Source organism: Enterobacter sp. JJBC, assembly GCF_036936505.1.
Classification (GTDB): Bacteria; Pseudomonadota; Gammaproteobacteria; order Enterobacterales; family Enterobacteriaceae; genus Enterobacter; species Enterobacter hormaechei_C.
The window spans coordinates 4,680,775-4,702,543 of record NZ_CP136935.1 but is presented as its reverse complement, the minus strand read 5'-3'; the positions used below and the strand labels follow the sequence as shown (position 1 = coordinate 4,702,543).

Genomic DNA, 21,769 nt, shown 5'->3' with positions numbered 1-21,769 from the left:
GTTACTCCCACTCCTGCAAGAATCGCTGTCCATACTGGTCGGCCACCAGCAGCGCCGCATAGACCTGATCCGGCGTGACGCCGCCAGGCATGTTGTGAATGGTTTCACCTTCGGCGCAGGACGCTTCCGCGATCAGCCGCATTTTGGCCGGAATATCCTCTTTGATGTTCAGCTGCGCCAGGGTGATCGGCAGCCCAACGCTGTGGCAAAGCGCGGCGACGGTCTCAATTTCTTCTACCGGCGCATTTTCCAGCACCAGCTGTGTCAGCGTGCCGAACGCGACTTTTTCACCATGGTAAAAATGATGCGCATCCGGCACCGCCGTCATGCCGTTGTGAATGGCATGCGCCGCCGCCAGCCCGCCGCTTTCAAAGCCCACCCCGCTGAGATAGGTGTTGGCTTCGATAATGCGTTCCAGCGCCGGTGTGACCACGTGCTGCTCTGCCGCCAGCATCGCTTTCTCGCCCTCTTCAACCAGCGTGTTGTAGCACAGCTCTGCCAGCGCTAACGCTGCCTGCGTGCACTTGCCACCCGCCATGGTCGTGGCGCCGCTGCGCGAACAGGCGCGCGCTTCAAACCAGGTTGCCAGTGCATCGCCAATCCCGGCGGCCAGCAGGCGCGCAGGTGCGCCTGCCACCACTTTGGTATCGACAATCACCATGTTCGGGTTGTGCGGCAGCATCAGGTAGCGATCGAACTCACCGCTGTCGGTATAAATCACGGAGAGGGCGCTGCACGGCGCATCGGTGGAGGCAATGGTCGGGGCAATAGCCACCGGCACGTCCATAAAGTGCGCCAGCGCTTTGGCGGTATCCAGCGTTTTTCCGCCACCGATACCCAGCACCGCCAGGCAGTCGGCGCTGTCGGCCAGCTTTTTCAGGCGATCGATTTCATTTTGCGAACATTCGCCACCAAACGGTGCGATTTCGGCATGGAGTCCGGATTTTTTAAAACTCTGACGCAGGGTTTCTTCAGCAAAACCCAGCACAAATTTATCGCCCACCACCAGCCAGCGATTCGCCAGCGGCTTCAGGTAGTCGCCGAGGCGAGTAAGAACATCTGCACCCTGGATGTATTTCCCCGGCGATTGAATAATACGGTCCATAACAGTTCTCCCTTAGAGGTTGAGGTTACCAAACGCGTTTTTCCAGTCCTGCTTGAACTTCTCTATGGCTGACTCTACCGCTGGTGTGTCGAGCATTTGTTGCGCTACGTCTAAGGGAAGCGTGATTGCCTCACATCCTGCCAACAGGCAATCCAGCGCCTGGCGCGGCGTTTTAAAGCTGGCAGCCAGCACCATGCTTTCCGGCGCATGCAGTTCCAGCAGGGACTGCAGCTCCTGTACCATGCCAATACCGTCGCCGCCCTGTGCGTCGACGCGGTTGACGTACGGCGCAACGTATTTCGCGCCTGCCAGCGCGGCCAGTAAACCCTGAGCGGCGCTGTAAACGGCGGTGCCCAGCGTGGTAATTCCCTCTTTCTTCAGCGCCTTAATCGCGATGAGCCCCTGTGCAGTGACGGGAATTTTTACCACGATGTCCGGCAGGGCATTGTTCAGCCGTTTTGCTTCCGCCACCATTTCTTCGGCATCGCGGCTCATGGTTTGAGCAAACAGCATGCCTTCCGGCCCAATGGCTTTTTGCAGGCGCGGCAGCACGTCCCAGATGGATTCACGGCTGGCGGCAATGATGCTTGGGTTGGTGGTGACGCCCGCGATGGGGAAGATGCGTGCAAGGCGTTCAACTTCCGCCACGTTGGCGGTATCCAGATACAGTTCCATCACTCTTCCTCGTTTTACAGATCTAATTCGTGTTGTAGCAGGGAAGCAATCGCCTCCCCTGAGCTGGCGTTAACCAGCGCATTGCGGAAATCCTCATGCATGATGCGGCGTGCCAGTCGGGAGAAAATACGCATATGCTGATCGCCCGCGGCGTGTTTATTCAGCGTTAGCATGATGATGAATTGTGCTTCTTCATCTCCCCACATGACGGGGGCTTTCAGGCGTGCAACGCTGATGGTGGATTGCTCAATGTGCTCCGATTTGCTGTGCGGGATAGCAAAGCTAAAGCCGAGCCCGGTGGAGAAGACCGCTTCGCGTGCCCACAGATCGGCCTCCAGCTTGCGTGGGTAGCGGCAACGTCCTGCGAGCAGCAGGTTATCGGTCATTCCCTTCATGACCTCTTCTTTGCTGTTCCAGTCATTGTCCAGTGAAATGCAGCGAGGTGTAACCAGAGGTGTGTCCTGCTGATTCATGCGGAACTGCGCCAGCAGGTGCTCCACTTCAAGTGAGGTGCGACACGCCATGGCCTGATTCAGCAACTGGCGGCAGGCGCGGCTATCAAGCTGAGCCAGACGCGCTTTGGTTGCCGGGATAGCGGGCGACCCCATGCTCAGCTCGTCCAAACCCAGACCCACCAGCAATGGCAACACCGAGCCTTTTGCACCCAGTTCGCCGCACAGGCCAATCCATTTCCCCTGGCGATGGACGGCTTGTACCGCGTAATCCAGCGCCCTCAGGAAGGCCGGGTTCAGGCTGTTGTAATGGCGTGTGACTTTGGCGTTATCGCGATCAACAGCCAGCAGATACTGCGTCAGGTCATTGCTACCGATGCTAAAGAAATCAATCTCTTCGCAGCACTTGTCGATGATAAACATCACCGAAGGGACTTCCAGCATGATGCCAAGCGGGATTTTCTCATCAAACGGAATATGCTCAGCGCGGAGCTGTTGTTTCGCTTCGGCAAGTTTCTCTTTCACCCACAGGATCTCTTCCATGGAAGAGATCATCGGGATCATGATCTTCAGGCTGCCGTGAGCAGAGGCGCGCAGGATCGCCCGAAGCTGGGTGGTGAAAAGCACTGCATACTCTTCGTAAATACGTACGGCGCGGTAACCGAGGAACGGGTTATTTTCGGCCGGGATCTTCAGGTACTCTACCGGCTTATCGCCGCCGATATCCATGGTCCGCACGATGATGCTGCGCCCGTTTGCACTTTCCAGTGCCTGACAGAAAATGTTGTAGAGCTCGTTTTCACCGGGCGCGCTGCTGCGGTCCATATAAAGCATTTCGGTGCGAAACAGGCCAACGCCCTCGGCGCCGTTCTCAAAGGCTGCCTGCGCTTCCACCGCATGGGCGATGTTCGCGGCAATCTCAACCCGCAGGCCGTCGGCGGTTCTGGCTTCCCGGTCCAGCCAGATGCCCTGCTGCTCGCGTAGTGCCTGTTGTACCCGTGCTTCCTGTCGGTAGTAGCGCGCCACCGCATCGCTGGCATCGACCACGACGGCACCAGCATTGCCATCGATAAATACGGATTGATTGCGCCACTGCAGCAGGCTTTCATTGTCGACGCCCACCAGCGTCGGAATATTAAAGGAACGTGCAAGAATAACCGTATGCGAGGTTGTTCCACCGCTTTTTAACAGCAGCCCTTTTAGCAAGGTTTTATCCAGTTCCAGGAACTGGCCGGGCGTGAGGTCGTCAGCAAGGCAGACGCTCGGCTGCGTCAGTTGCCCCGGAGACGGGAAACGCGCTTCACCGTAGATATGCTGTAAAAGCTGATAGCAGACGTCGCGTACGTCCAGCACACGCTCCTGCAAATACGTGCTGCTGGAACGAGAGAACGTATCGCAGAAATAGTTCGCCGTGGCGATGATGGCCTGAGCGCAGCTTAAGCCCCGGTTGACCCCTGACAGGAGGTGCTGGCGCAGCGAGGTATCCGTAGCCAGCGAACGATGGGCTTCAAGAATGGCGCTGGCGGTGCTGTCGCTGTCCAGCGCGCGCAGCTCAATGTTTTTCACCAGCAGGGTGAGACCATTATCCAGTGCTAACTGCTCATCTCCTTCGTCTTTCGCTTCGGGTAAATCTGACAGTGCGTTGAGATCCAGCGAGGCCAGCAAGGTCAACACGCCCTGGGCGCTACCGCTGCAAACGGGCAGGGCGCGGAAAAGCATTGGATTAAGGCGCGCGAGGGATTCTGGCAGCGGATCGCGCTCAATATTAATGGCTTCTGCGAGCGGCGCATCACAGTGTGGGAACTCTTCCCGGAGCCATTGTTCCAGTTGCTGATAGGCGTTCTGCTCATCTTCACCTTGGATCACCAGACGACAGGCATCGCCTGCCAGCGTATCGGTGCCAATGACTGCCAGTGCGCTCTTGGCATTCCCTTTACGGTCTGTGCGCAGGTTGTGCCATTCGATTTGCGAGATAAACGTATTGCACAGCGTTTCCACATGACTTGCCGGACGCGCGTGAACACCGTTGGGTAATTCACAGGTAAATTCCACTACGAGAGCCATACACACTCCTGAAATCAATCCTCATTCATTGGGCAACAGCATACGAGTGTGTGGATGACGCGCGCCATGTGACAAATCTGCCAAAAGCTGGACAAATGTAATGTCACGTGGAAAGTGAGATTTGACTCACAGGTTGTGGTCCTTTGTCTTATGCGTAACGTCTATCAGAAATGTCGAGGCGGATCGCATTTTTATTTCGACATTACAAAAATCCAGTAAATGGCCTTTTTGTCTCCTGTCCGCCGTCTTCCTGATTGCCTATTGTTTGCCACAACATCTTTATGGTTTTAGGCCAGGAGCGACATATGAAAGAGTTGGTGCATATTCTCAAGAACACGCGGCAGCATCTGATGACTGGGGTGTCGCACATGATCCCGTTTGTGGTCTCGGGCGGCATTTTGCTGGCGGTTTCGGTCATGTTGTATGGCAAAGGCGCGGTGCCCGATGCCGCAACTGATCCCAACCTGAAAAAGCTCTTTGATATCGGCGTGGCGGGGTTAACGCTGATGGTGCCATTCCTCGCCGCCTATATCGGCTACTCCATTGCAGAACGTGCCGCGCTGGCTCCCTGTGCAATTGCCGCCTGGGTGGGCAACAGCTTCGGTGCCGGGTTCTTTGGCGCGATTATCGCCGGGATTTTCGGTGGGATTGTCGTTTGGTACTTGAAAAAACTGCCGGTCCCGAAAGTGCTGCGCTCCGTTATGCCAATTTTCATCATCCCGATTATCGGCACGTTTATCACAGCAGGCATCATGATGTGGGGGCTGGGCGAGCCTGTAGGCTCGCTGACCACGGGCCTTACCCAGTGGCTGCAAGGAATGCAGCAGGGCAGCATTGTGGTACTCGCCATTATTATCGGTCTCATGCTGGCGTTCGATATGGGCGGCCCGGTCAACAAAGTGGCGTATGCCTTCATGCTGATTTGCGTTGCGCAGGGCGTCTATACCGTCGTTGCAATTGCCGCCGTGGCTATTTGCATACCACCGCTAGGATTAGGCCTGGCGACGCTGATTAATCGCAAGAATTTTACCGGTGAAGAGCGTGAAGCGGGTAAGGCTGCATTAGTGATGGGCTGCGTGGGGGTCACCGAAGGGGCCATTCCGTTCGCTGCTGCTGATCCTCTGCGCGTTATTCCCTCCATCATGCTGGGATCCGCATGTGGCGCAGTGACGGCCGCCGTGATGGGCGCACAATGCTATGCCGGTTGGGGCGGGCTCATCGTTCTCCCTGTGGTGGAGGGCAAGCTGGGCTACATCGTGGCGGTTGCCGTGGGGGCTGTTGTGACGGCCATTAGCGTTAACGTGCTGAAGAGTTTTGCCCGCAAGAATGCAAAACAGGTCGAGGAAAAAGAGGACGACCTGGATCTGGATTTCGAAATTAACTGATTGAGGAAAAGAACATGGCCCGAATTATCGCAGTAACAGCTTGTCCGTCAGGCGTTGCCCATACCTACATGGCGGCCGAAGCGCTGGAAAGTGCCGCCAAATCTAAAGGTTGGGAAGTGAAGGTTGAAACGCAGGGGTCAATTGGCCTGGAGAACGAACTGACGGCAGAAGACGTTGCCGCCGCCGATATGGTGATCCTGACCAAAGATATCGGCATTAAATTCGAAGAGCGCTTTGCCGGGAAAACCATTGTACGCGTCAATATCAGCGACGCGGTAAAACGCGCCGACGCCATCATGAACAAAATTGATGCCCACCTGGCGCAAATCGCCTGACGCTCTCCCGCCCTTCGGGGCGGGTTCGTTTTCCGTTACAGGAGTTCCCTCATGACGAATCGTATCCAGCGTTTGAAAGACGCACTTTTTGCCAGTCCACGTGAAATCTCGCTTGAGCGTGCTTTGCTCTATACCGCCAGCCATCAACAGACGGAGGGCGAGCCGGTTATCCTCAGGCGAGCAAAAGCCACGGCGTACATTCTTGACCATGTGAATATCGCGATTCGTGATGAGGAACTGATTGCCGGAAACCGCACCGTTAAACCGCGCGCGGGCATTATGTCCCCTGAGATGGATCCGTACTGGCTACTTAAGGAGCTGGACCAGTTTTCCACACGTCCGCAGGACCGCTTCGAGATCGGCGAAGCGGATAAGCAGATCTACCGCGACGTGCTGTATCCCTATTGGGAAAAACGGTCGATGAAAGATTTCATCAACAGCCAGATGACGGATGAGGTGAAAGCCGCTGTAGGGACGCAAATTTTCAGCGTCAACCAGACGGACAAAGGGCAGGGGCATATCATTATTGATTATCCGCGCCTGCTGAATAACGGGCTGGGTGCGCTGGTGGAGCAAATGCGAGAATATTGTGCCCGCGATGCTCAGAACACGTTCTATGCCGCCGCGCTGATTCTGCTTGAAGCCTCCCAGCGCCATATTCTGCGCTATGCTGCGCTGGCTGAAACGCTTGCAACCGTCTGTGATGACGCTTCACGGCGTGAAGAGCTACGAAAGATTGCCGAAATCTCGCGGCACAACGCGGAGCATAAGCCGCAAACGTTCTGGCAGGCGTGTCAGCTGTTCTGGTATATGAACGTCATTTTGCAATACGAATCTAACGCCAGCTCGCTTTCTATTGGGCGCTTCGACCAGTATATGCTGCCGTTTTATCAGGCCTCGTTAACGCAGGGAGACGACCCGGCATTTCTGAAAGAGCTGCTGGAATCGCTGTGGGTGAAGTGTAACGACGTGGTGCTCTTGCGCTCGACCAGCAGCGCCCGTTATTTTGCCGGCTTCCCGACCGGGTATACCGCGTTATTGGGCGGACTGACGGAAAGCGGGCGTAACGCGGTGAATGTGCTTTCCTTCCTGTGCCTGGATGCTTACCAAAGCGTTCAGCTTCCTCAACCGAACCTTGGCGTACGGGTTAATGAACTTATCGACCGACCTTTCCTGCTTAAAACGGCAGAGACGATCCGCCTGGGCACTGGTATTCCGCAGATTTTCAATGATGAAGTGGTGGTACCCGCTTTCCTGAATCGGGGTGTGTCGCTGGAGGATGCGCGCGACTACGCGGTGGTAGGCTGTGTAGAACTGTCAATTCCGGGTAAAACCTACGGTCTGCACGATATCGCGATGTTTAACCTGCTGAAAGTAATGGAAATCGCGATGCTGGAGAACGAAGGCAATTCAACGCTGAGTTATGAAGGCTTGCTGGACCATATTCGGGCCAAAATTAACCACTACATTGCGCTGATGGTTGAGGGGAGCAACATTTGCGATATCGGCCATCGAGACTGGGCACCGGTACCGTTGCTCTCTTCATTTATCAGCGATTGCCTTGAATCAGGGAAAGATATTACCGACGGCGGGGCGCGATATAACTTTTCTGGCGTTCAGGGGATCGGGATAGCCAACCTGAGTGATTCACTGCACGCCCTGAAAGGGCTGGTCTTTGAACAGCATCGCTTAAGTTTTGATGAGCTCTTAGCCGTGTTAAAAGCGAACTTTGCCACCCCTGAGGGAGAAAAGGTGCGTGCAAGGTTGATCAATCGCTTCGAAAAATACGGCAATGATATCGATGATGTCGACAATATCAGCGCTGAACTGTTGCGCCATTACTGTAAAGAGGTCGAAAAATACCGGAACCCGCGCGGCGGACAGTTCACGCCAGGCTCTTATACCGTATCGGCACACGTGCCGCTGGGGGCAGTGGTGGGAGCTACACCGGATGGCCGCTTTGCCGGAGAGCAACTGGCTGACGGTGGGCTCTCGCCGATGCTTGGGCAAGATATGCAGGGCCCAACGGCGGTACTTAAATCGGTAAGCAAGCTGGATAACTATCTGTTATCTAACGGTACGCTGTTAAACGTTAAATTTACCCCTGCGACGCTGGAAGGCGATGCCGGGCTGCAAAAGCTGGCGGATTTCCTTCGCGCTTTCACCCAGCTTAAGTTGCAGCATATCCAGTTCAACGTGGTGAACGCGGAAACATTGCGTGAAGCGCAACAGCGTCCACAGGATTTTGCCGGGCTGGTGGTGCGCGTTGCCGGCTACAGCGCCTTCTTTGTTGAGTTATCGAAGGAGATCCAGGATGACATTATCCGCCGCACAGCGCATCAGCTGTGACGTGGTTGAAACGCGCGCCGAGGTGGCGCGTATTTTCAATATCCAGCGCTACTCATTGAATGACGGTCGCGGCATCCGTACGGTGGTCTTTTTTAAAGGTTGTCCTCATCGCTGTCCGTGGTGTGCGAATCCGGAGTCGATTTCACCGAAAATCGAGACGGTACGTAGAGAAAGTAAATGTCTTCACTGCGCCCCCTGTTTGCGGGACGTCGATGAGTGCCCCTCCGGCGCATTTGAGCCTATCGGGCGGGATGTTACGCTGGAGGAGCTGATAAACGAGGTCATGAAAGACGATGTCTTCTTTCGTTCCTCGGGAGGCGGGGTGACGCTCTCGGGTGGCGAAGTGTTGCTGCAGGCGCCTTTCGCGACACAATTTCTACAGCGATTACGCCGTTTCGGCGTGCATACGGCCATTGAAACGGCAGGCGATGCCCCTTTGTCCCGACTCATGCCGCTGGCTCGCCAGTGTGATGAAGTGTTGTTTGATTTGAAGATCATGGACGCGGATCTGGCCCAATCGATTGTGGCAATGAATCTTCCCAGAGTGCTGGATAATTTCCGCCAGCTGGTGGCTAACGGGATAAACGTGATTCCTCGTGTGCCGCTTATTCCTGGCTATACGCTTAACGAAACGAACATGGCACGCGTGCTGGCTTTCCTGCTACCTTCAGGAATACGGCAACTGCATTTATTGCCCTTTCATCAGTATGGGGAGCCAAAATACCGTCTGCTGGGACAGGAGTGGGGAATGCGGCAAGCGACCCCTCCGACAGAAGATGAGGTGTCAGCGATGCGTCAACTGGCAGAGCGCGAAGGTTTCAATGTTACCGTGGGAGGCTGAACATGACAGTGATAACGGGACGTCATCTGGTGGCGGTGACCGCGTGTGTCAGTGGCGTCGCACATACCTATATGGCTGCCGAACGTCTGGAAAAGCTCTGCCAGCAGGAGAAGTGGAGCGTTAACATTGAGACGCAGGGAGCGCTGGGTGTTGAGTGCGAGCTTACGGAAGACGACATACGGCGAGCCGATGTCGTATTGCTCATTACCGATATCGAACTGGCGGGCAGCGAACGTTTCGAGCATGCGCGCTACGTGAAGTGCGGTATTAGCGCCTTTTTACGCGACCCACAAAAGGTGATGGGGGCGGTGCGTAAAATGTTAGCCGCTCCGCAGCATACTCAGGTCATTCTGGACTAATGACCTTCCCGGTGAGCTGGCTGTGATACTGGCGACGGTATTCTGACGGCGAACGCTCGGTGTTTTTACGAAACAACCGGCAGAAATAGTTGCTGTCGACAAATCCGCAGGCATGCGCCACCTCTTTCACTTTCAAATCATATCCTTTCAGTAACTGGCGCGCGTGTTCCAGTCGGGTGTGCGTCAGGTACTCATTGAAACCCACTGCGCCCGTTTTCTGGAACAGATGCGACAGGTAGTTTGGGGAGATATAAAACGCCTGCGCGACGGATTCCCGGGTAAGGGGAGTGGCGTAGTGTTCGTCAATATAGACCCGAATTGCTTCAAACAAAGCCTGGCTGCGGGAGGCGGTTTGGATCTGACTACCCAGCAGGTCGACGCAGTGGCTAAGCAGGCTGGCAATAATCAGCCGCGCGGTTTGTTGCTCATGCGGTTGCATCTGCATTTCATGAAGCGTCTGTAAAAGTAACGATCCAATACGGGGACCGCGGCGGGCAACGTGCTGCTTTGTCAGGTTTCGCACGTCTATACCATTCCAGTGCAAAAGGCTAAACCCAAGCTGCTGTTTGCCAAACAGGATGCTCAGCGTTGTTGCGGGTGCTTGCCATTGTGGATTATTCCAGCCGCCAGCCGGGACGTATAAAACATCACCCTGCTGTAAAACGCAGCCAGCCTGGTCTTTCATCGAACCTTCGATCGCGATCTCCAGACGTGGAAAATCGACCTGCAAGGCAAGTTCGGGGGCGGAGGTAGCGGAGTTTGCAAAATGCACCTGACGCAGCGGCGTTGTGCCGTTGATCAGGTTAGTCAGGATCTGGGTAATGTCGTGGTGCATGGTGTGGATACCAGGGTATTGCCCGGCGGCGCTGGTGCTTGCCGGGCCTACGAAAAGCCTATTTTAGGCCGGGTAAACGTAAACGCCACCCGGCAAAACCGATTAACCAGTGTTACGCATACCCGCCGCAACGCCCGCAATCGTCACCATCAGCGCCTGTTCAACGCGCGGATCCGGCTCTTTACCTTCCTCTTCCGCCAGACGCGAACGGTGCAGCAGTTCAGCCTGTAAAACGTTCAGCGGGTCGGTGTAGATGTTACGCAGCTGGATAGACTCGGCGATCCACGGCAGGTCTTCCATCAGGTGGGAGTCATTGGCGATGTCCAGCACCACTTTGATGTCGCCTTCCAGCAGTTCGCGCAGCTCTTTGCCCAGCGCCCACAGCTCCGGCTTCACCAGGCGCTGATCGTAGTATTCCGCCAGCCACAGGTCGGCCTTCGAGAAGACCATCTCCAGCATTCCCAGACGGGTAGAGAAGAATGGCCAGTCGCGGCACATGGTTTCCAGTTCGCTCTGCTTACCGTCTTCCACCACTTTTTGCAGCGCCGCACCGGCACCCAGCCAGGCTGGCAGCATTAAGCGGTTTTGCGTCCAGGCGAAGATCCATGGAATGGCGCGCAGGGATTCAACGCCACCGGTCGGGCGACGCTTTGCAGGACGCGAGCCCAGCGGCAGTTTACCCAGCTCCTGTTCAGGCGTGGCCGAGCGGAAGTAAGGGACAAAATCTTTGTTTTCACGCACGTAGCCGCGGTACAGATCGCAGGAGATGTCAGACAGTTCGTCCATAATCCGGCACCAGGATTCTTTTGGCTCCGGCGGCGGCAGCAGGTTGGCTTCGAGGATCGCGCTGGTATAAAGCGACAGGCTGCTGATGGTCACTTCCGGCAGGCCGTACTTGAAGCGGATCATCTCGCCCTGCTCGGTCACGCGCAGGCCGCCTTTCAGGCTTCCTGGTGGTTGAGAGAGCAGCGCCGCGTGTGCAGGCGCACCGCCACGACCAATTGAGCCACCGCGTCCGTGGAACAGGGTCAGCTCGATACCGGCTTTCTCACAGGTTTTGATCAGTGCATCCTGTGCCTGATACTGCGCCCAGGAGGCTGCCATCACCCCCGCATCTTTCGCGGAGTCGGAATAGCCGATCATCACCATCTGTTTGCCCTGAATAAAGCCGCGATACCAGTCGATGTTCAGCAGCTGGGTCATCACGTCGTTAGCGTTGTTCAGGTCGTCGAGAGTCTCAAACAGCGGTGCTACCGGCAGAGCATAGTCAATGCCCGCTTCTTTCAGCAGAAGGTGAACGCCCAGCACGTCGGACGGGGTCTTCGCCATGGAGATCACGTAGGCGGCCACAGATCCTTTCGGCGCATCTACAATCGCTTTACAGGTGTTGAGCACTTCGCGGGTGTCATTGCTTGGCTCCCAGTTGCGCGGCAGCAGCGGGCGCTTGGAGTTCAGCTCGCGGATCAGGAACGCCTGTTTGTCGGCTTCTGACCAGCTTTCGTAGTCGCCAATGCCGAGGTAGCGGGTCAGCTCGCCCAGCGCTTCGGTATGACGGGTACTTTCCTGACGAACGTCGATACGCACCAGCGGCACGCCGAAACACTTCACGCGGCGCAGGGTGTCGAGCAGTTCGCCGTTGGCAATGATGCCCATCCCACAGGCCTGGAGCGATTTATAGCAGGCGTATAGCGGCTCCCAGAGCTGTTCGTTCTGGCTCAGCAGACCTTCCGGCTTCGGCAGGCGCTGGCCTTTCAGGCGCGCTTCCAGCCAGGCCTGAGTGGCCATCAGCTGACCGCGCAGCTTTTTCATCAGGAAGCGGTACGGCTCGCTGGCGCCTTCTTCACCGGCCAGCGCGCGCAGTTCCGGCGTCGCTTCCACCATCGACAGCTCGGAGATCAGCACCTGAATATCTTTCAGGAACAGGTCGGTTGCTTTCCAGCGGCTCAGCAGCAGGACGTGACGGGTGATTTCCGCCGTCACGTTCGGGTTGCCGTCGCGGTCGCCGCCCATCCAGGAGGTGAAGCGAACCGGCACAAAGTCGACCGGCAGGCGATAGCCCAGATTTTCTTCCAGCTGTTCGTTCAGCTCGCGCAGGTAGTTGGGTACCCCTTCCCACAGGCTGTTTTCCACCACCGCAAAGCCCCACTTGGCTTCGTCGACCGGGCTTGGGCGATGCTTACGAATTTCATCGGTGTGCCAGGACTGGGCAATCAGCTGGCGCAGGCGGCGCATAAGCTGGTTACGTTCGTAGTCGGCGATGTCTTTGTTATCCAACTGCTTCAGACAGTTGTTCACTTCCACCATTTTGTGGATCAGCGTACGACGGGTGATTTCGGTTGGGTGTGCGGTCAGCACCAGCTCCAGCGAAAGGGATTCCACCGCTTTTTTGATGGTCGCTTCGTTGAGGTCGGGCTGGTCTTTGAGTTTACGAAGGGTGCGGGCAATGACTTCCGGGTTGCTGGCCGCTTCGCCTTTTGGCGAAATGCTGTGGTATTGCTCAGCGGTGTTTGCCAGGTTCAGGAACTGGCTGAAGGCGCGGGCAACGGGCAGCAGCTCATCGTTGGAGAGGTTCTGCAAGGTGGTAAGCAGCTCCTGACGGTTGGCCTCATTACCGGCGCGGGAAGATTTGGACAGCTTGCGGATGGTTTCAACGCGGTCGAGGATGTTCTCCCCCAGTGCGTCTTTGATGGTATCTCCAAGCACTTTGCCGAGCATACTGACATTACTACGCAACGCGGAATATTGTTCGTTCATAAAAACCCAGTCACCCCATCATTTTTGTTTATGCCCAGGCGAAAATCTTCTGGACATTATTTTGTCATCTCCCTTTATAAAGCCACGTAAAACCCCCGTCGTCAATTGCTGCGAAAACGGTTCAGCAGACGAATAAATGCGGACAATTTACGAAATTTAATTCGCATTGCGTCAGATAAGAGATGCTTATGGAAATGTGACGGTGATCATGCGATTTGTTGCCCTCACCCTAACCCTCTCCCACAGGGAGAGGGGACTTTTCGGTGCGGTTTTAATGCCAGCAGAAGTGATGCACAACCTGGGTAATGAGTTCGCGGGTGGGCTTGATGAAGCGGGTTTCGAGATATTCGTCCGGCTGGTGTGCCTGGTTGATGGAGCCAGGGCCCAGAACCAGCGTCGGGCACAGCGTCTGAATAAACGGCGCTTCGGTGCAGTAGTTCACCACGTCGGTTTTCTCGCCGAGCAGTTTTTCCACTACCTGAACCAGCTGATGGTCAGGCGGGCATTCGTAGCCTGGAATCGGCGGATGCAGTTCGGAGACCGTCAGACGGCCCGGCCAGCGCTCGCTGACCGGTGCCAGCGCTTCGTTCAGTAAGCCATCCAGATCGCTTAGCGTCATGCCCGGCAGAGGACGGATATCCATATGCAGTTCGCAGCAGGCGCAGATACGGTTGGACGCATCACCGCCGTGCAGGCTGCCGAGGTTAAGCGTTGGGTAAGGCACGGTGAACGCCTCGTAGTGATAGCGCTCTTTCAGATCGTCGCGCAGGGTCATGATGCGGCCAATCGCGTCATGCATCAGCTCAATGGCGTTCACGCCGCGCGCCGGATCGCTGGAGTGGCCAGACTGGCCCAGTACGCGCACCGCGGTAGAAATATGGCCTTTGTGCGCCCGAATCGGTTGCAGAGAGGTTGGTTCGCCGATGATCGCGCAGTCAGGACGAATCGATGTGTTTTCAGAGAAATAACGTGCGCCCGCCATGCTGGTCTCTTCATCGGCGGTCGCCAGAATGTAGAGTGGTTTTTTCAGCTTCGTCACGTCCACGTCACGCAGCGCGTCGAGGATAAAGGCGAAGAAGCCTTTCATGTCGGCGGTGCCCAGACCATAAAGCTTGTTGTCATGCTCGGTCAGCGTGAACGGATCGCGCGTCCAGCGGCCATCATCAAACGGCACGGTGTCAGTGTGCCCAGCCAGCAGCAGGCCGCCCGCGCCATGTCCGGTACTGGCGAGCAGGTTAAATTTGTGGCGTGTTCCGGGGACGGGCTGAACCTCAACGTTAAACCCAAGATCGCTAAACCAACCCGCCAGCAGATTGATTAAAGACTCATTGCTCTGATCCAGGGCTTCTTCCGTCGCGCTGATGGAGGGTGTGGCGATCAGGGCGCGGTAAATCTCGATAAATGGCGGTAAGTTCATTTTCATTGTTGACACACCTTAGGTCGTGATAGTATCAATATTCATGCAATAAATGTGAATAAAAATACATTAACGTTGAGCATAAAGGAACCCGATGTTGAATACGCTGATTGTAGGCGCTAGCGGTTATGCGGGCGCAGAGCTTGTAAGCTACGTAAATCGCCACCCTCATATGACCATAACCGCTTTGACCGTGTCAGCGCAAAGCAATGATGCCGGAAAGTTAATTTCCGATTTGCATCCACAACTTAAGGGCGTGGTTGATTTGCCTTTGCAGCCCATGTCTGACATCAGCGAGTTTACCGACGGCGTTGACGTGGTGTTTTTAGCCACCGCACACGAGGTCAGTCACGACCTGGCGCCGCAGTTCCTGGCAGCCGGATGCGTGGTGTTCGATCTCTCCGGCGCGTTCCGCGTTAACGACGGCGCGTTCTACGAAAAATATTACGGTTTCACCCACCAGCATCCGGAACTGCTTGAAAAAGCGGTGTACGGCCTGGCGGAGTGGAGCGCAGATAAACTGAAAGAAGCGAACCTGATTGCCGTTCCGGGATGCTACCCGACGGCGGCGCAGCTTTCCCTGAAGCCGCTGATCGACGCCGGGTTGCTGGATCTGAACCAGTGGCCGGTGATCAACGCCACCAGTGGCGTGAGCGGCGCCGGGCGCAAAGCGGCAATCTCCAACAGCTTCTGCGAAGTGAGCCTTCAGCCGTATGGCGTGTTTAACCACCGTCATCATCCTGAAATCACGACGCATCTGGGCGCGGACGTCATTTTCACCCCGCATCTGGGCAGCTTCCCGCGCGGGATCCTCGAAACCATTACCTGCCGCCTGAAGCCGGGTGTGACCAAAGAACAGGTGAACGAGGTCTTCACGCAGGCGTATGCGGACAAACCGCTGGTGCGCCTGTACGACAAAGGCGTGCCGGCGCTGAAAAATGTGGTCGGCCTGCCGTTCTGCGATATCGGCTTTGCCGTGCAGGGTGAGCATCTCATCGTGGTGGCAGCAGAAGATAACCTACTCAAAGGCGCTGCCGCACAGGCAATGCAGTGTGCAAATATTCGTTTCGGCTTCCCTGAAACGCAGGCTCTTATTTAAGGTGTGATGATGAACCCATTAATTATCAAACTCGGTGGTGTACTGCTGGACAGCGAAGAAGCGCTGGAGCGCCTGTTTAACGCACTGGTGAACTATCGTGAATCACACCAACGTCCGCTGGTGATTGTGCACGGCGGCGGCTGTGTGGTGGATGAGCTGATGAAAGGGCTCAACCTGCCGGTGAAAAAGAAAAATGGCCTGCGCGTGACGCCTGCCGACCAGATTGACATCATTACCGGCGCGCTGGCGGGCACAGCGAACAAAACGCTGCTGGCGTGGGCGAAGAAACACCATATCGCCTCCGTTGGCCTCTGTCTGGGCGATGGCGATAGCGTGAAAGTGACCCAGCTCGACGAAGAGCTTGGCCATGTTGGACTGGCGCAGCCGGGTTCGCCTAAGCTGATTAACACCCTGCTGGAAGGCGGTTTCCTGCCGGTGGTGAGCTCAATCGGCGTGACCGAAGAGGGCGAGCTGATGAACGTTAACGCTGACCAGGCGGCAACCGCGCTGGCGGCCACGCTGGGCGCAGACCTGATCCTGCTCTCCGACGTGAGCGGCATACTGGACGGCAAAGGCCAGCGTATTGCGGAAATGACCGCCGCCAAAGCCGAGCAGCTGATCGATCAAGGCATTATCACCGATGGCATGATTGTTAAAGTGAATGCGGCGCTGGATGCGGCCCGCACGTTGGGTCGCCCGGTGGATATCGCCTCCTGGCGGCACGCGGAGCAACTCCCGGCGCTGTTTAACGGTACGCCGATTGGTACGCGTATTCTGGCTTAAGTTTCTGTGCCGGATGGCGCTTTGCTTATCCGGCCTACGTGAATTTTGTAGGCCCGGTAAGCGCAGCGCCACCGGGCAAAAATATCATCATTAAGGAAATTCGTTATGGCACTTTGGGGTGGGCGTTTTACACAGGCAGCGGATCAGCGGTTCAAACAGTTCAACGACTCTTTGCGCTTCGACTACCGCCTGGCCGAACAGGATATTGTCGGCTCTGTGGCCTGGTCCAAAGCGCTGGTGACCGTTGGCGTGCTGACCGCAGACGAACAGCAGCAGCTGGAAGAGGCGCTGAACAATCTGCTGGAAGAGGTGCGTCTGGATCCGCAGCAAATCCTCCAGAGCGATGCTGAAGATATTCACAGCTGGGTGGAAGGCAAACTGATCGACAAAGTCGGCCAGTTGGGTAAAAAGCTCCATACCGGGCGTAGCCGTAATGACCAGGTGGCGACCGACCTGAAGCTGTGGTGCAAAGAGACCGTCGGCGAACTGCTGGCGGCGAATCGTCAGTTGCAGGGCGCGCTGGTGGACACCGCGCAGAACAATCAGGACGCGGTGATGCCGGGTTATACCCACCTGCAACGCGCGCAGCCGGTGACGTTCGCGCACTGGTGTCTGGCCTATGTTGAGATGCTGGCGCGTGATGAGAGTCGTTTACAGGATACCTTAAAGCGTCTGGACGTGAGCCCGCTGGGCAGCGGCGCGCTTGCCGGTACGGCTTATGAAATTGACCGTGAGCAGCTGGCAGGCTGGCTGGGCTTTGCCTCCGCCACCCGCAATAGTCTGGACAGCGTCTCTGACCGTGACCACGTGCTGGAACTGCTCTCAAATGCGTCTATCGGGATGGTGCACCTGTCGCGCTTTGCCGAAGACCTGATCTTCTTTAACTCTGGCGAAGCCGGGTTTGTGGAGCTGTCCGACCGTGTGACGTCCGGCTCCTCCCTGATGCCGCAGAAGAAAAACCCGGACGCGCTGGAGCTGATCCGCGGGAAATGTGGCCGCGTGCAGGGTGCGCTGACCGGTATGATGATGACCCTGAAAGGGCTGCCGCTGGCGTACAACAAAGACATGCAGGAAGACAAAGAGGGGCTGTTCGACGCGCTCGACACCTGGCTGGACTGTCTGCATATGGGCGCGCTGGTGCTGGACGGCATTCAGGTGAAACGTCCGCGCTGCCAGGAAGCGGCGCAGCAGGGGTATGCTAACTCTACCGAGCTGGCGGACTACCTGGTGGCGAAAGGCGTACCGTTCCGCGAGGCGCACCATATTGTGGGTGAAGCGGTAGTGGAAGCGATTCGTCAGGGTAAAGCCCTTGAAGAGCTGGCGCTTGCCGACCTGCAAAAATTCAGCGCGGTTATCGGGGATGATGTCTACCCGATTCTGGCCCTGCAATCCTGCCTGGATAAGCGTGCAGCGAAAGGCGGCGTGTCACCGAAGCAGGTAGCGCAGGCGATTGCGGATGCGAAAAACCGGTTGGTTTAAACCGTGCGGGCTGGTGCCCTCACCCCGGCCCTCTCCCACTGGGAGAGGGAGAAAAACGGAGCCTGGCTTAGTGCTGGGCTTTTTTTTACGCAAAAAAAAGCGGACCACGGGGTCCGCAAAAGTTCACGTTGGCTTTAGTTTTTCGAGTTTTGAGAGAAACTCGCTGACGGTGCGGGGACGTCAAGGGTCAAACACGTGCCGCCTCGTCTATGTGATGTATTATTCAACAGAATGCTTGATAGGGATAATCGTTCGTTGCTATGCTATCTATCGCCATGAACTATCGTGGCGACGGAGGATGAATAATGAATATTCGTGATCTTGAATACCTGGTAGCGTTAGCTGAGCATCGCCATTTTCGCCGCGCGGCAGACTCCTGCCATGTCAGCCAGCCAACGCTGAGCGGTCAGATCCGCAAGCTGGAAGATGAGCTGGGCGTGATGCTGCTGGAGCGCACCAGTCGTAAAGTACTGTTCACGCAGGCAGGTCTGCTGCTGGTGGATCAGGCGCGCACCGTACTGCGCGAGGTCAAAGTGCTCAAGGAAATGGCAAGCCAGCAGGGGGAAGCGATGTCCGGCCCGCTGCATATTGGCCTGATCCCAACCGTTGGCCCGTACCTGTTGCCGCACATCATTCCGATGCTGCACCAGACGTTCCCGAAACTCGAAATGTACCTGCATGAAGCGCAAACCCATCAGCTGCTGGCGCAGTTAGACAGCGGTAAGCTCGACTGTGCGATTCTGGCGCTCGTTAAAGAGAGTGAAGCGTTTATTGAAGTACCGCTGTTCGATGAGCCGATGATGCTGGCGATCTATGAAGATCACCCGTGGGCGAACCGCGATCGCGTACCGATGGCCGATCTGGCCGGTGAAAAACTGCTGATGCTGGAAGACGGCCACTGTCTGCGCGATCAGGCGATGGGCTTCTGCTTCGAAGCGGGTGCCGATGAAGATACCCATTTCCGCGCAACCAGCCTGGAAACGCTGCGTAATATGGTGGCGGCGGGAAGCGGTATTACGCTGTTGCCGGCGCTGGCGGTGCCGCACGAGCGTAAACGTGATGGCGTGGTCTATCTGCCGTGTATTAAGCCGGAGCCGCGTCGCACCATTGGTCTGGTTTATCGTCCGGGGTCACCGCTGCGCAGCCGCTATGAGCAGCTGGCAGAGGCCATCCGCGGTGCGATGGATGGCCATTTTGACAGCGCGTTAAAACAGGCGGTTTAAGCCGTTCAGCGCAGCGACCCGATAAGCTTCCGCCATGGTCGGGTAGTTAAAGGTGGTGTTAACGAAGTACTCAATGGTGTTGCCACCACCTTTTTGCTCCATGATCGCCTGGCCGATATGAATGATTTCCGCCGCGCGTTCACCGAAGCAGTGAATACCGAGGATCTCTTTCGTCTCGCGATGGAACAGGATCTTCAGTGTACCTACGCTCATTCCCACGATTTGCGCCCGCGCCAGATGTTTAAACTGGGCACGACCCACCTCGTAAGGCACCTTCATGGCCGTCAGCTGCTGCTCGGTTTTGCCGACAGAGCTGATTTCCGGAATGGTGTAGATGCCCGTCGGGATATCTTCAATCAGATGCGCCGTCGCTTCACCTTTCACCAGCGCCTGTGCGGCGATGCGGCCCTGATCGTAAGCGGCGGAGGCCAGGCTTGGGTAACCAATCACGTCGCCGACCGCGTAAACGTGCGGCAGCGCAGTCTGGTACATGCTGTTGACCTTGAGCTGACCGCGGCTGTCGGTTTCAAGCCCGATATTCTCCAGCTGCAATGAATCCGTATTGCCGGTACGGCCGTTGGCATACAGCAGGCAGTCGGCTTTCAGCTTCTTACCGGATTTCAGGTGCATGATCACACCGTCGTCGCAGCCTTCGATTTTCTCGTACTCTTCGTTGTGGCGAATCACCACGCCGCTGTTCCAGAAGTGGTAGGAGAGGGAATCTGACATCTCCTGATCGAGGAACGCCAGCAGGCGGTCGCGGGTGTTGATCAGATCAACTTTGACCTCCATTCCCCTGAAAATCGACGCATATTCGCAGCCAATCACGCCCGCGCCGTAGATGATCACATGGCGTGGCTCGTGGTGCAGGCTGAGGATGGAGTCGCTGTCGTAAATGCGCGGGTGCGAGAAATCCACGTCTGCCGGATGGTAAGGACGGGAGCCGCAGGCGATCACAAATTTTTCAGCGGTGAGCGTCTCAACCGAACCGTCGTGGCACTCCAGCGCCAGGGTGTGTTCATCCACAAAATGCGCGTTCCCTTGCAGAATTTCACAGTGGTTGCGCTCATAGAAACCCTGACGCATGCGCGTCTGCTGGTTAATGACCGTGTCTGCGTGATTCAGGATATCGGCAAAGGAGGAGCGAAGAAGTCGGGAGTGGTCGCTGTAAAGAGGGTTCTGGTTAAATTCGATAATGCGGCTAACGGCGTGGCGGAGGGCTTTCGAAGGGATGGTGCCCCAGTGGGTGCAACCGCCGCCGACATTATGGTAGCGCTCAATAACCGCTACTCTGGCTCCCTGTTTTACCAGACCCATAGCAGCACCTTCGCCGCCGGGGCCGGAACCAATAACTATTGCGTCGTAATCGTAGGAATGTGGCATGGCAAGGCTTACCTGTTCTTATACATAAAAGCAACAGAATCATAACATCATTGCCAGGGTAACCCAATTATCGTTGTGCTTTTTTCGGGCAGTGGAGCACAAACCGCGCGTAAACAATCATTCACAAAGTCAGGTAAACAGATTAATTTTATTCTCTGGTATAGTGCCAACGGGCCTTTGGAAGGATTCAACTATCGTGATGGGCGTAAGAGCACAACAAAAAGAGAAAACCCGGCGTTCGCTGGTGGAAGCCGCATTCAGTCAACTGAGTGCTGAGCGGAGTTTTGCCAGTTTGAGCCTGCGTGAAGTGGCGCGCGAGGCCGGGATTGCGCCAACGTCCTTCTATCGTCATTTCCGTGATGTGGATGAACTGGGCCTGACCATGGTCGACGAGAGCGGTTTGATGCTGCGCCAGCTTATGCGTCAGGCGCGTCAGCGTATCGCCAAGGGCGGCAGCGTGATCCGCACTTCCGTGTCGACATTTATGGAATTTATCGGCAATAACCCTAACGCGTTTCGCCTGCTGTTGCGTGAGCGTTCCGGAACGTCAGCCGCGTTTCGTGCCGCCGTCGCGCGTGAAATTCAGCATTTCATCGCGGAACTTGCCGACTATCTTGAACTCGAAAACCATATGCCGCGTGCGTTTACTGAAGCACAGGCTGAGGCGATGGTGACGATTGTGTTCAGCGCGGGTGCTGAAGCGCTGGATGTCAGCATTGAACAACGCAAGCAACTCGAAGAGCGACTGGTATTGCAGCTGCGGATGATTTCTAAAGGTGCGTACTACTGGTATCGCCGTGAACAAGAGAAGTTGGCACATCAAAACGATGAGTGAAGGTGAGTAATGAAACAGTCAGGTCAGGATAAAGGAACGCTGTTGCTGGCATTGATCGCTGGCTTATCCATTAATGGTACGTTTGCGGCGGTTTTCAGCTCAATTGTACCGTTCTCGATTTTCCCGATTATCGCGCTGGTGCTGACGGTGTACTGCCTGCATCAACGTTATCTGAACCGCACGATGCCAGTTGGGTTACCGGGACTGGCCGCAGCCTGTTTTATTCTGGGTGTATTGCTTTATAGCACGGTGGTGCGCGCGGAGTATCCGGATATTGGCTCTAACTTCCTGCCTGCGGTACTGTCTGTGGCGCTGGTGTTCTGGATTGGCTCTCGCATGCGTAGCCGCAAGAGCGAGTTGCCGGAGTAGAGAATGGTTTTGTAGTCGTTGTAGGGC

Annotated in this window: 18 protein-coding genes; 11 read left to right on the top strand and 7 right to left on the bottom strand. The window is 56.2% G+C overall.

The genetic code is table 11. The features are described from left to right. Position 1: 1 nt before the first annotated feature. The 3 genes from RY075_RS22570 to ptsP are packed head-to-tail and all read right to left on the bottom strand — an operon-like array spanning position 2 to position 4,296. Positions 2 to 1,105, bottom strand: a complete 1,104-nt coding sequence (locus RY075_RS22570; RefSeq protein ID WP_109949076.1) for a glycerol dehydrogenase — start codon at positions 1,103 to 1,105, stop codon at positions 2 to 4. Between the two features lie 12 nt (positions 1,106 to 1,117). After that, the gene (fsa, locus tag RY075_RS22565; RefSeq protein ID WP_109949075.1) at positions 1,118 to 1,780 is read right to left on the bottom strand and encodes a fructose-6-phosphate aldolase; all 663 of its coding nucleotides are present in this window, start codon (positions 1,778 to 1,780) and stop codon (positions 1,118 to 1,120) included. Between the two features lie 14 nt (positions 1,781 to 1,794). After that, positions 1,795 to 4,296 carry a phosphoenolpyruvate--protein phosphotransferase gene (gene ptsP, locus RY075_RS22560; RefSeq protein WP_338627969.1) on the bottom strand — a complete coding sequence of 834 codons (2,502 nt, stop codon included), beginning with the start codon at positions 4,294 to 4,296 and terminating at the stop codon, positions 1,795 to 1,797. Positions 4,297 to 4,601: 305 nt separating this feature from the next. Here ptsP and RY075_RS22555 point away from each other — a divergent pair, with 305 nt between their 5' ends. From RY075_RS22555 to RY075_RS22535, 5 genes are read left to right on the top strand one after another with little or no spacing between them, the layout of a single operon-like run. After that, positions 4,602 to 5,681 carry a PTS fructose transporter subunit EIIC gene (locus RY075_RS22555; protein WP_050870475.1) on the top strand — a complete coding sequence of 360 codons (1,080 nt, stop codon included), beginning with the start codon at positions 4,602 to 4,604 and terminating at the stop codon, positions 5,679 to 5,681. Positions 5,682 to 5,695: 14 nt separating this feature from the next. Continuing rightward, a complete protein-coding gene (locus RY075_RS22550) occupies positions 5,696 to 6,016 on the top strand; it encodes a PTS fructose-like transporter subunit IIB (RefSeq protein ID WP_045346531.1) in 321 nt (106 codons plus the stop codon). Positions 6,017 to 6,067: 51 nt separating this feature from the next. After that, the gene (locus RY075_RS22545) at positions 6,068 to 8,365 is read left to right on the top strand and encodes a formate C-acetyltransferase (RefSeq protein ID WP_048245113.1); all 2,298 of its coding nucleotides are present in this window, start codon (positions 6,068 to 6,070) and stop codon (positions 8,363 to 8,365) included. Next, entirely contained in the window at positions 8,331 to 9,206 is an 876-nt protein-coding gene (locus RY075_RS22540; RefSeq protein ID WP_109949073.1) for a [formate-C-acetyltransferase]-activating enzyme, read from the top strand. Before RY075_RS22545 ends, RY075_RS22540 begins: the two co-directional genes overlap by 35 nt. 2 nt (positions 9,207 to 9,208) lie before the next feature. Next, complete coding sequence (locus RY075_RS22535) at positions 9,209 to 9,565, top strand: PTS fructose-like transporter subunit IIB (protein WP_045343485.1); 357 nt, start codon at positions 9,209 to 9,211, stop codon at positions 9,563 to 9,565. Here RY075_RS22535 and RY075_RS22530 read toward each other — a convergent pair. From RY075_RS22530 to argE, 3 genes are all read right to left on the bottom strand, one after another. Further along, positions 9,552 to 10,400 carry an AraC family transcriptional regulator gene (locus RY075_RS22530; RefSeq protein ID WP_045343486.1) on the bottom strand — a complete coding sequence of 283 codons (849 nt, stop codon included), beginning with the start codon at positions 10,398 to 10,400 and terminating at the stop codon, positions 9,552 to 9,554. The genes RY075_RS22535 and RY075_RS22530 overlap by 14 nt on opposite strands. Positions 10,401 to 10,502: 102 nt before the next feature. Continuing rightward, the gene (gene ppc / locus RY075_RS22525) at positions 10,503 to 13,154 is read right to left on the bottom strand and encodes a phosphoenolpyruvate carboxylase (RefSeq protein ID WP_017383108.1); all 2,652 of its coding nucleotides are present in this window, start codon (positions 13,152 to 13,154) and stop codon (positions 10,503 to 10,505) included. A gap of 271 nt (positions 13,155 to 13,425) precedes the next feature. Beyond that, on the bottom strand, positions 13,426 to 14,577 hold the full coding sequence (gene argE, locus RY075_RS22520; protein ID WP_003862050.1) for an acetylornithine deacetylase: 1,152 nt from the start codon (positions 14,575 to 14,577) through the stop codon (positions 13,426 to 13,428). Positions 14,578 to 14,665: 88 nt separating this feature from the next. Between argE and argC the strand changes: the two genes are divergently transcribed. The 4 genes from argC (at position 14,666) to oxyR (ending at position 19,155) form a co-directional block, all read left to right on the top strand. After that, positions 14,666 to 15,670 (top strand): N-acetyl-gamma-glutamyl-phosphate reductase, encoded by a 1,005-nt coding sequence (gene argC / locus RY075_RS22515; RefSeq protein WP_023315030.1) that lies wholly within the window; start codon positions 14,666 to 14,668, stop codon positions 15,668 to 15,670. A gap of 6 nt (positions 15,671 to 15,676) precedes the next feature. Continuing rightward, entirely contained in the window at positions 15,677 to 16,453 is a 777-nt protein-coding gene (gene argB / locus RY075_RS22510) for an acetylglutamate kinase (RefSeq protein ID WP_086527949.1), read from the top strand. 105 nt (positions 16,454 to 16,558) lie between these two features. Next, positions 16,559 to 17,932 carry an argininosuccinate lyase gene (argH, locus tag RY075_RS22505; RefSeq protein ID WP_003862053.1) on the top strand — a complete coding sequence of 458 codons (1,374 nt, stop codon included), beginning with the start codon at positions 16,559 to 16,561 and terminating at the stop codon, positions 17,930 to 17,932. A 305-nt stretch (positions 17,933 to 18,237) separates the two neighbouring features. Then, positions 18,238 to 19,155 carry a DNA-binding transcriptional regulator OxyR gene (gene oxyR / locus RY075_RS22500; RefSeq protein WP_008501786.1) on the top strand — a complete coding sequence of 306 codons (918 nt, stop codon included), beginning with the start codon at positions 18,238 to 18,240 and terminating at the stop codon, positions 19,153 to 19,155. Here oxyR and sthA read toward each other — a convergent pair. Continuing rightward, a complete protein-coding gene (gene sthA, locus RY075_RS22495; protein ID WP_003862057.1) occupies positions 19,138 to 20,538 on the bottom strand; it encodes a Si-specific NAD(P)(+) transhydrogenase in 1,401 nt (466 codons plus the stop codon). The genes oxyR and sthA overlap by 18 nt on opposite strands. 196 nt (positions 20,539 to 20,734) lie before the next feature. Between sthA and fabR the strand changes: the two genes are divergently transcribed. Both fabR and RY075_RS22485 read left to right on the top strand, forming a co-directional pair. Then, on the top strand, positions 20,735 to 21,373 hold the full coding sequence (gene fabR / locus RY075_RS22490; protein WP_003862059.1) for an HTH-type transcriptional repressor FabR: 639 nt from the start codon (positions 20,735 to 20,737) through the stop codon (positions 21,371 to 21,373). 9 nt (positions 21,374 to 21,382) lie between these two features. Further along, positions 21,383 to 21,742, top strand: a complete 360-nt coding sequence (locus tag RY075_RS22485; protein ID WP_003862061.1) for a YijD family membrane protein — start codon at positions 21,383 to 21,385, stop codon at positions 21,740 to 21,742. The last annotated feature ends 27 nt before the right edge of the window (positions 21,743 to 21,769 follow it).

Excerpts from the sequence above, each read along its gene's own strand:
- RY075_RS22570 (WP_109949076.1), bottom strand. The coding sequence starts at position 1,105 with ATGGACCGTATTATTCAATCGCCGGGGAAATACATCCAGGGTGCAGAT.
- fsa (WP_109949075.1), bottom strand. The coding sequence starts at position 1,780 with ATGGAACTGTATCTGGATACCGCCAACGTGGCGGAAGTTGAACGCCTT.
- ptsP (WP_338627969.1), bottom strand. The coding sequence starts at position 4,296 with ATGGCTCTCGTAGTGGAATTTACCTGTGAATTACCCAACGGTGTTCAC.
- RY075_RS22555 (WP_050870475.1), top strand. The coding sequence starts at position 4,602 with ATGAAAGAGTTGGTGCATATTCTCAAGAACACGCGGCAGCATCTGATG.
- RY075_RS22550 (WP_045346531.1), top strand. The coding sequence starts at position 5,696 with ATGGCCCGAATTATCGCAGTAACAGCTTGTCCGTCAGGCGTTGCCCAT.
- RY075_RS22545 (WP_048245113.1), top strand. The coding sequence starts at position 6,068 with ATGACGAATCGTATCCAGCGTTTGAAAGACGCACTTTTTGCCAGTCCA.
- RY075_RS22540 (WP_109949073.1), top strand. The coding sequence starts at position 8,331 with ATGACATTATCCGCCGCACAGCGCATCAGCTGTGACGTGGTTGAAACG.
- RY075_RS22535 (WP_045343485.1), top strand. The coding sequence starts at position 9,209 with ATGACAGTGATAACGGGACGTCATCTGGTGGCGGTGACCGCGTGTGTC.
- RY075_RS22530 (WP_045343486.1), bottom strand. The coding sequence starts at position 10,400 with ATGCACCACGACATTACCCAGATCCTGACTAACCTGATCAACGGCACA.
- ppc (WP_017383108.1), bottom strand. The coding sequence starts at position 13,154 with ATGAACGAACAATATTCCGCGTTGCGTAGTAATGTCAGTATGCTCGGC.
- argE (WP_003862050.1), bottom strand. The coding sequence starts at position 14,577 with ATGAAAATGAACTTACCGCCATTTATCGAGATTTACCGCGCCCTGATC.
- argC (WP_023315030.1), top strand. The coding sequence starts at position 14,666 with ATGTTGAATACGCTGATTGTAGGCGCTAGCGGTTATGCGGGCGCAGAG.
- argB (WP_086527949.1), top strand. The coding sequence starts at position 15,677 with ATGATGAACCCATTAATTATCAAACTCGGTGGTGTACTGCTGGACAGC.
- argH (WP_003862053.1), top strand. The coding sequence starts at position 16,559 with ATGGCACTTTGGGGTGGGCGTTTTACACAGGCAGCGGATCAGCGGTTC.
- oxyR (WP_008501786.1), top strand. The coding sequence starts at position 18,238 with ATGAATATTCGTGATCTTGAATACCTGGTAGCGTTAGCTGAGCATCGC.
- sthA (WP_003862057.1), bottom strand. The coding sequence starts at position 20,538 with ATGCCACATTCCTACGATTACGACGCAATAGTTATTGGTTCCGGCCCC.
- RY075_RS22485 (WP_003862061.1), top strand. The coding sequence starts at position 21,383 with ATGAAACAGTCAGGTCAGGATAAAGGAACGCTGTTGCTGGCATTGATC.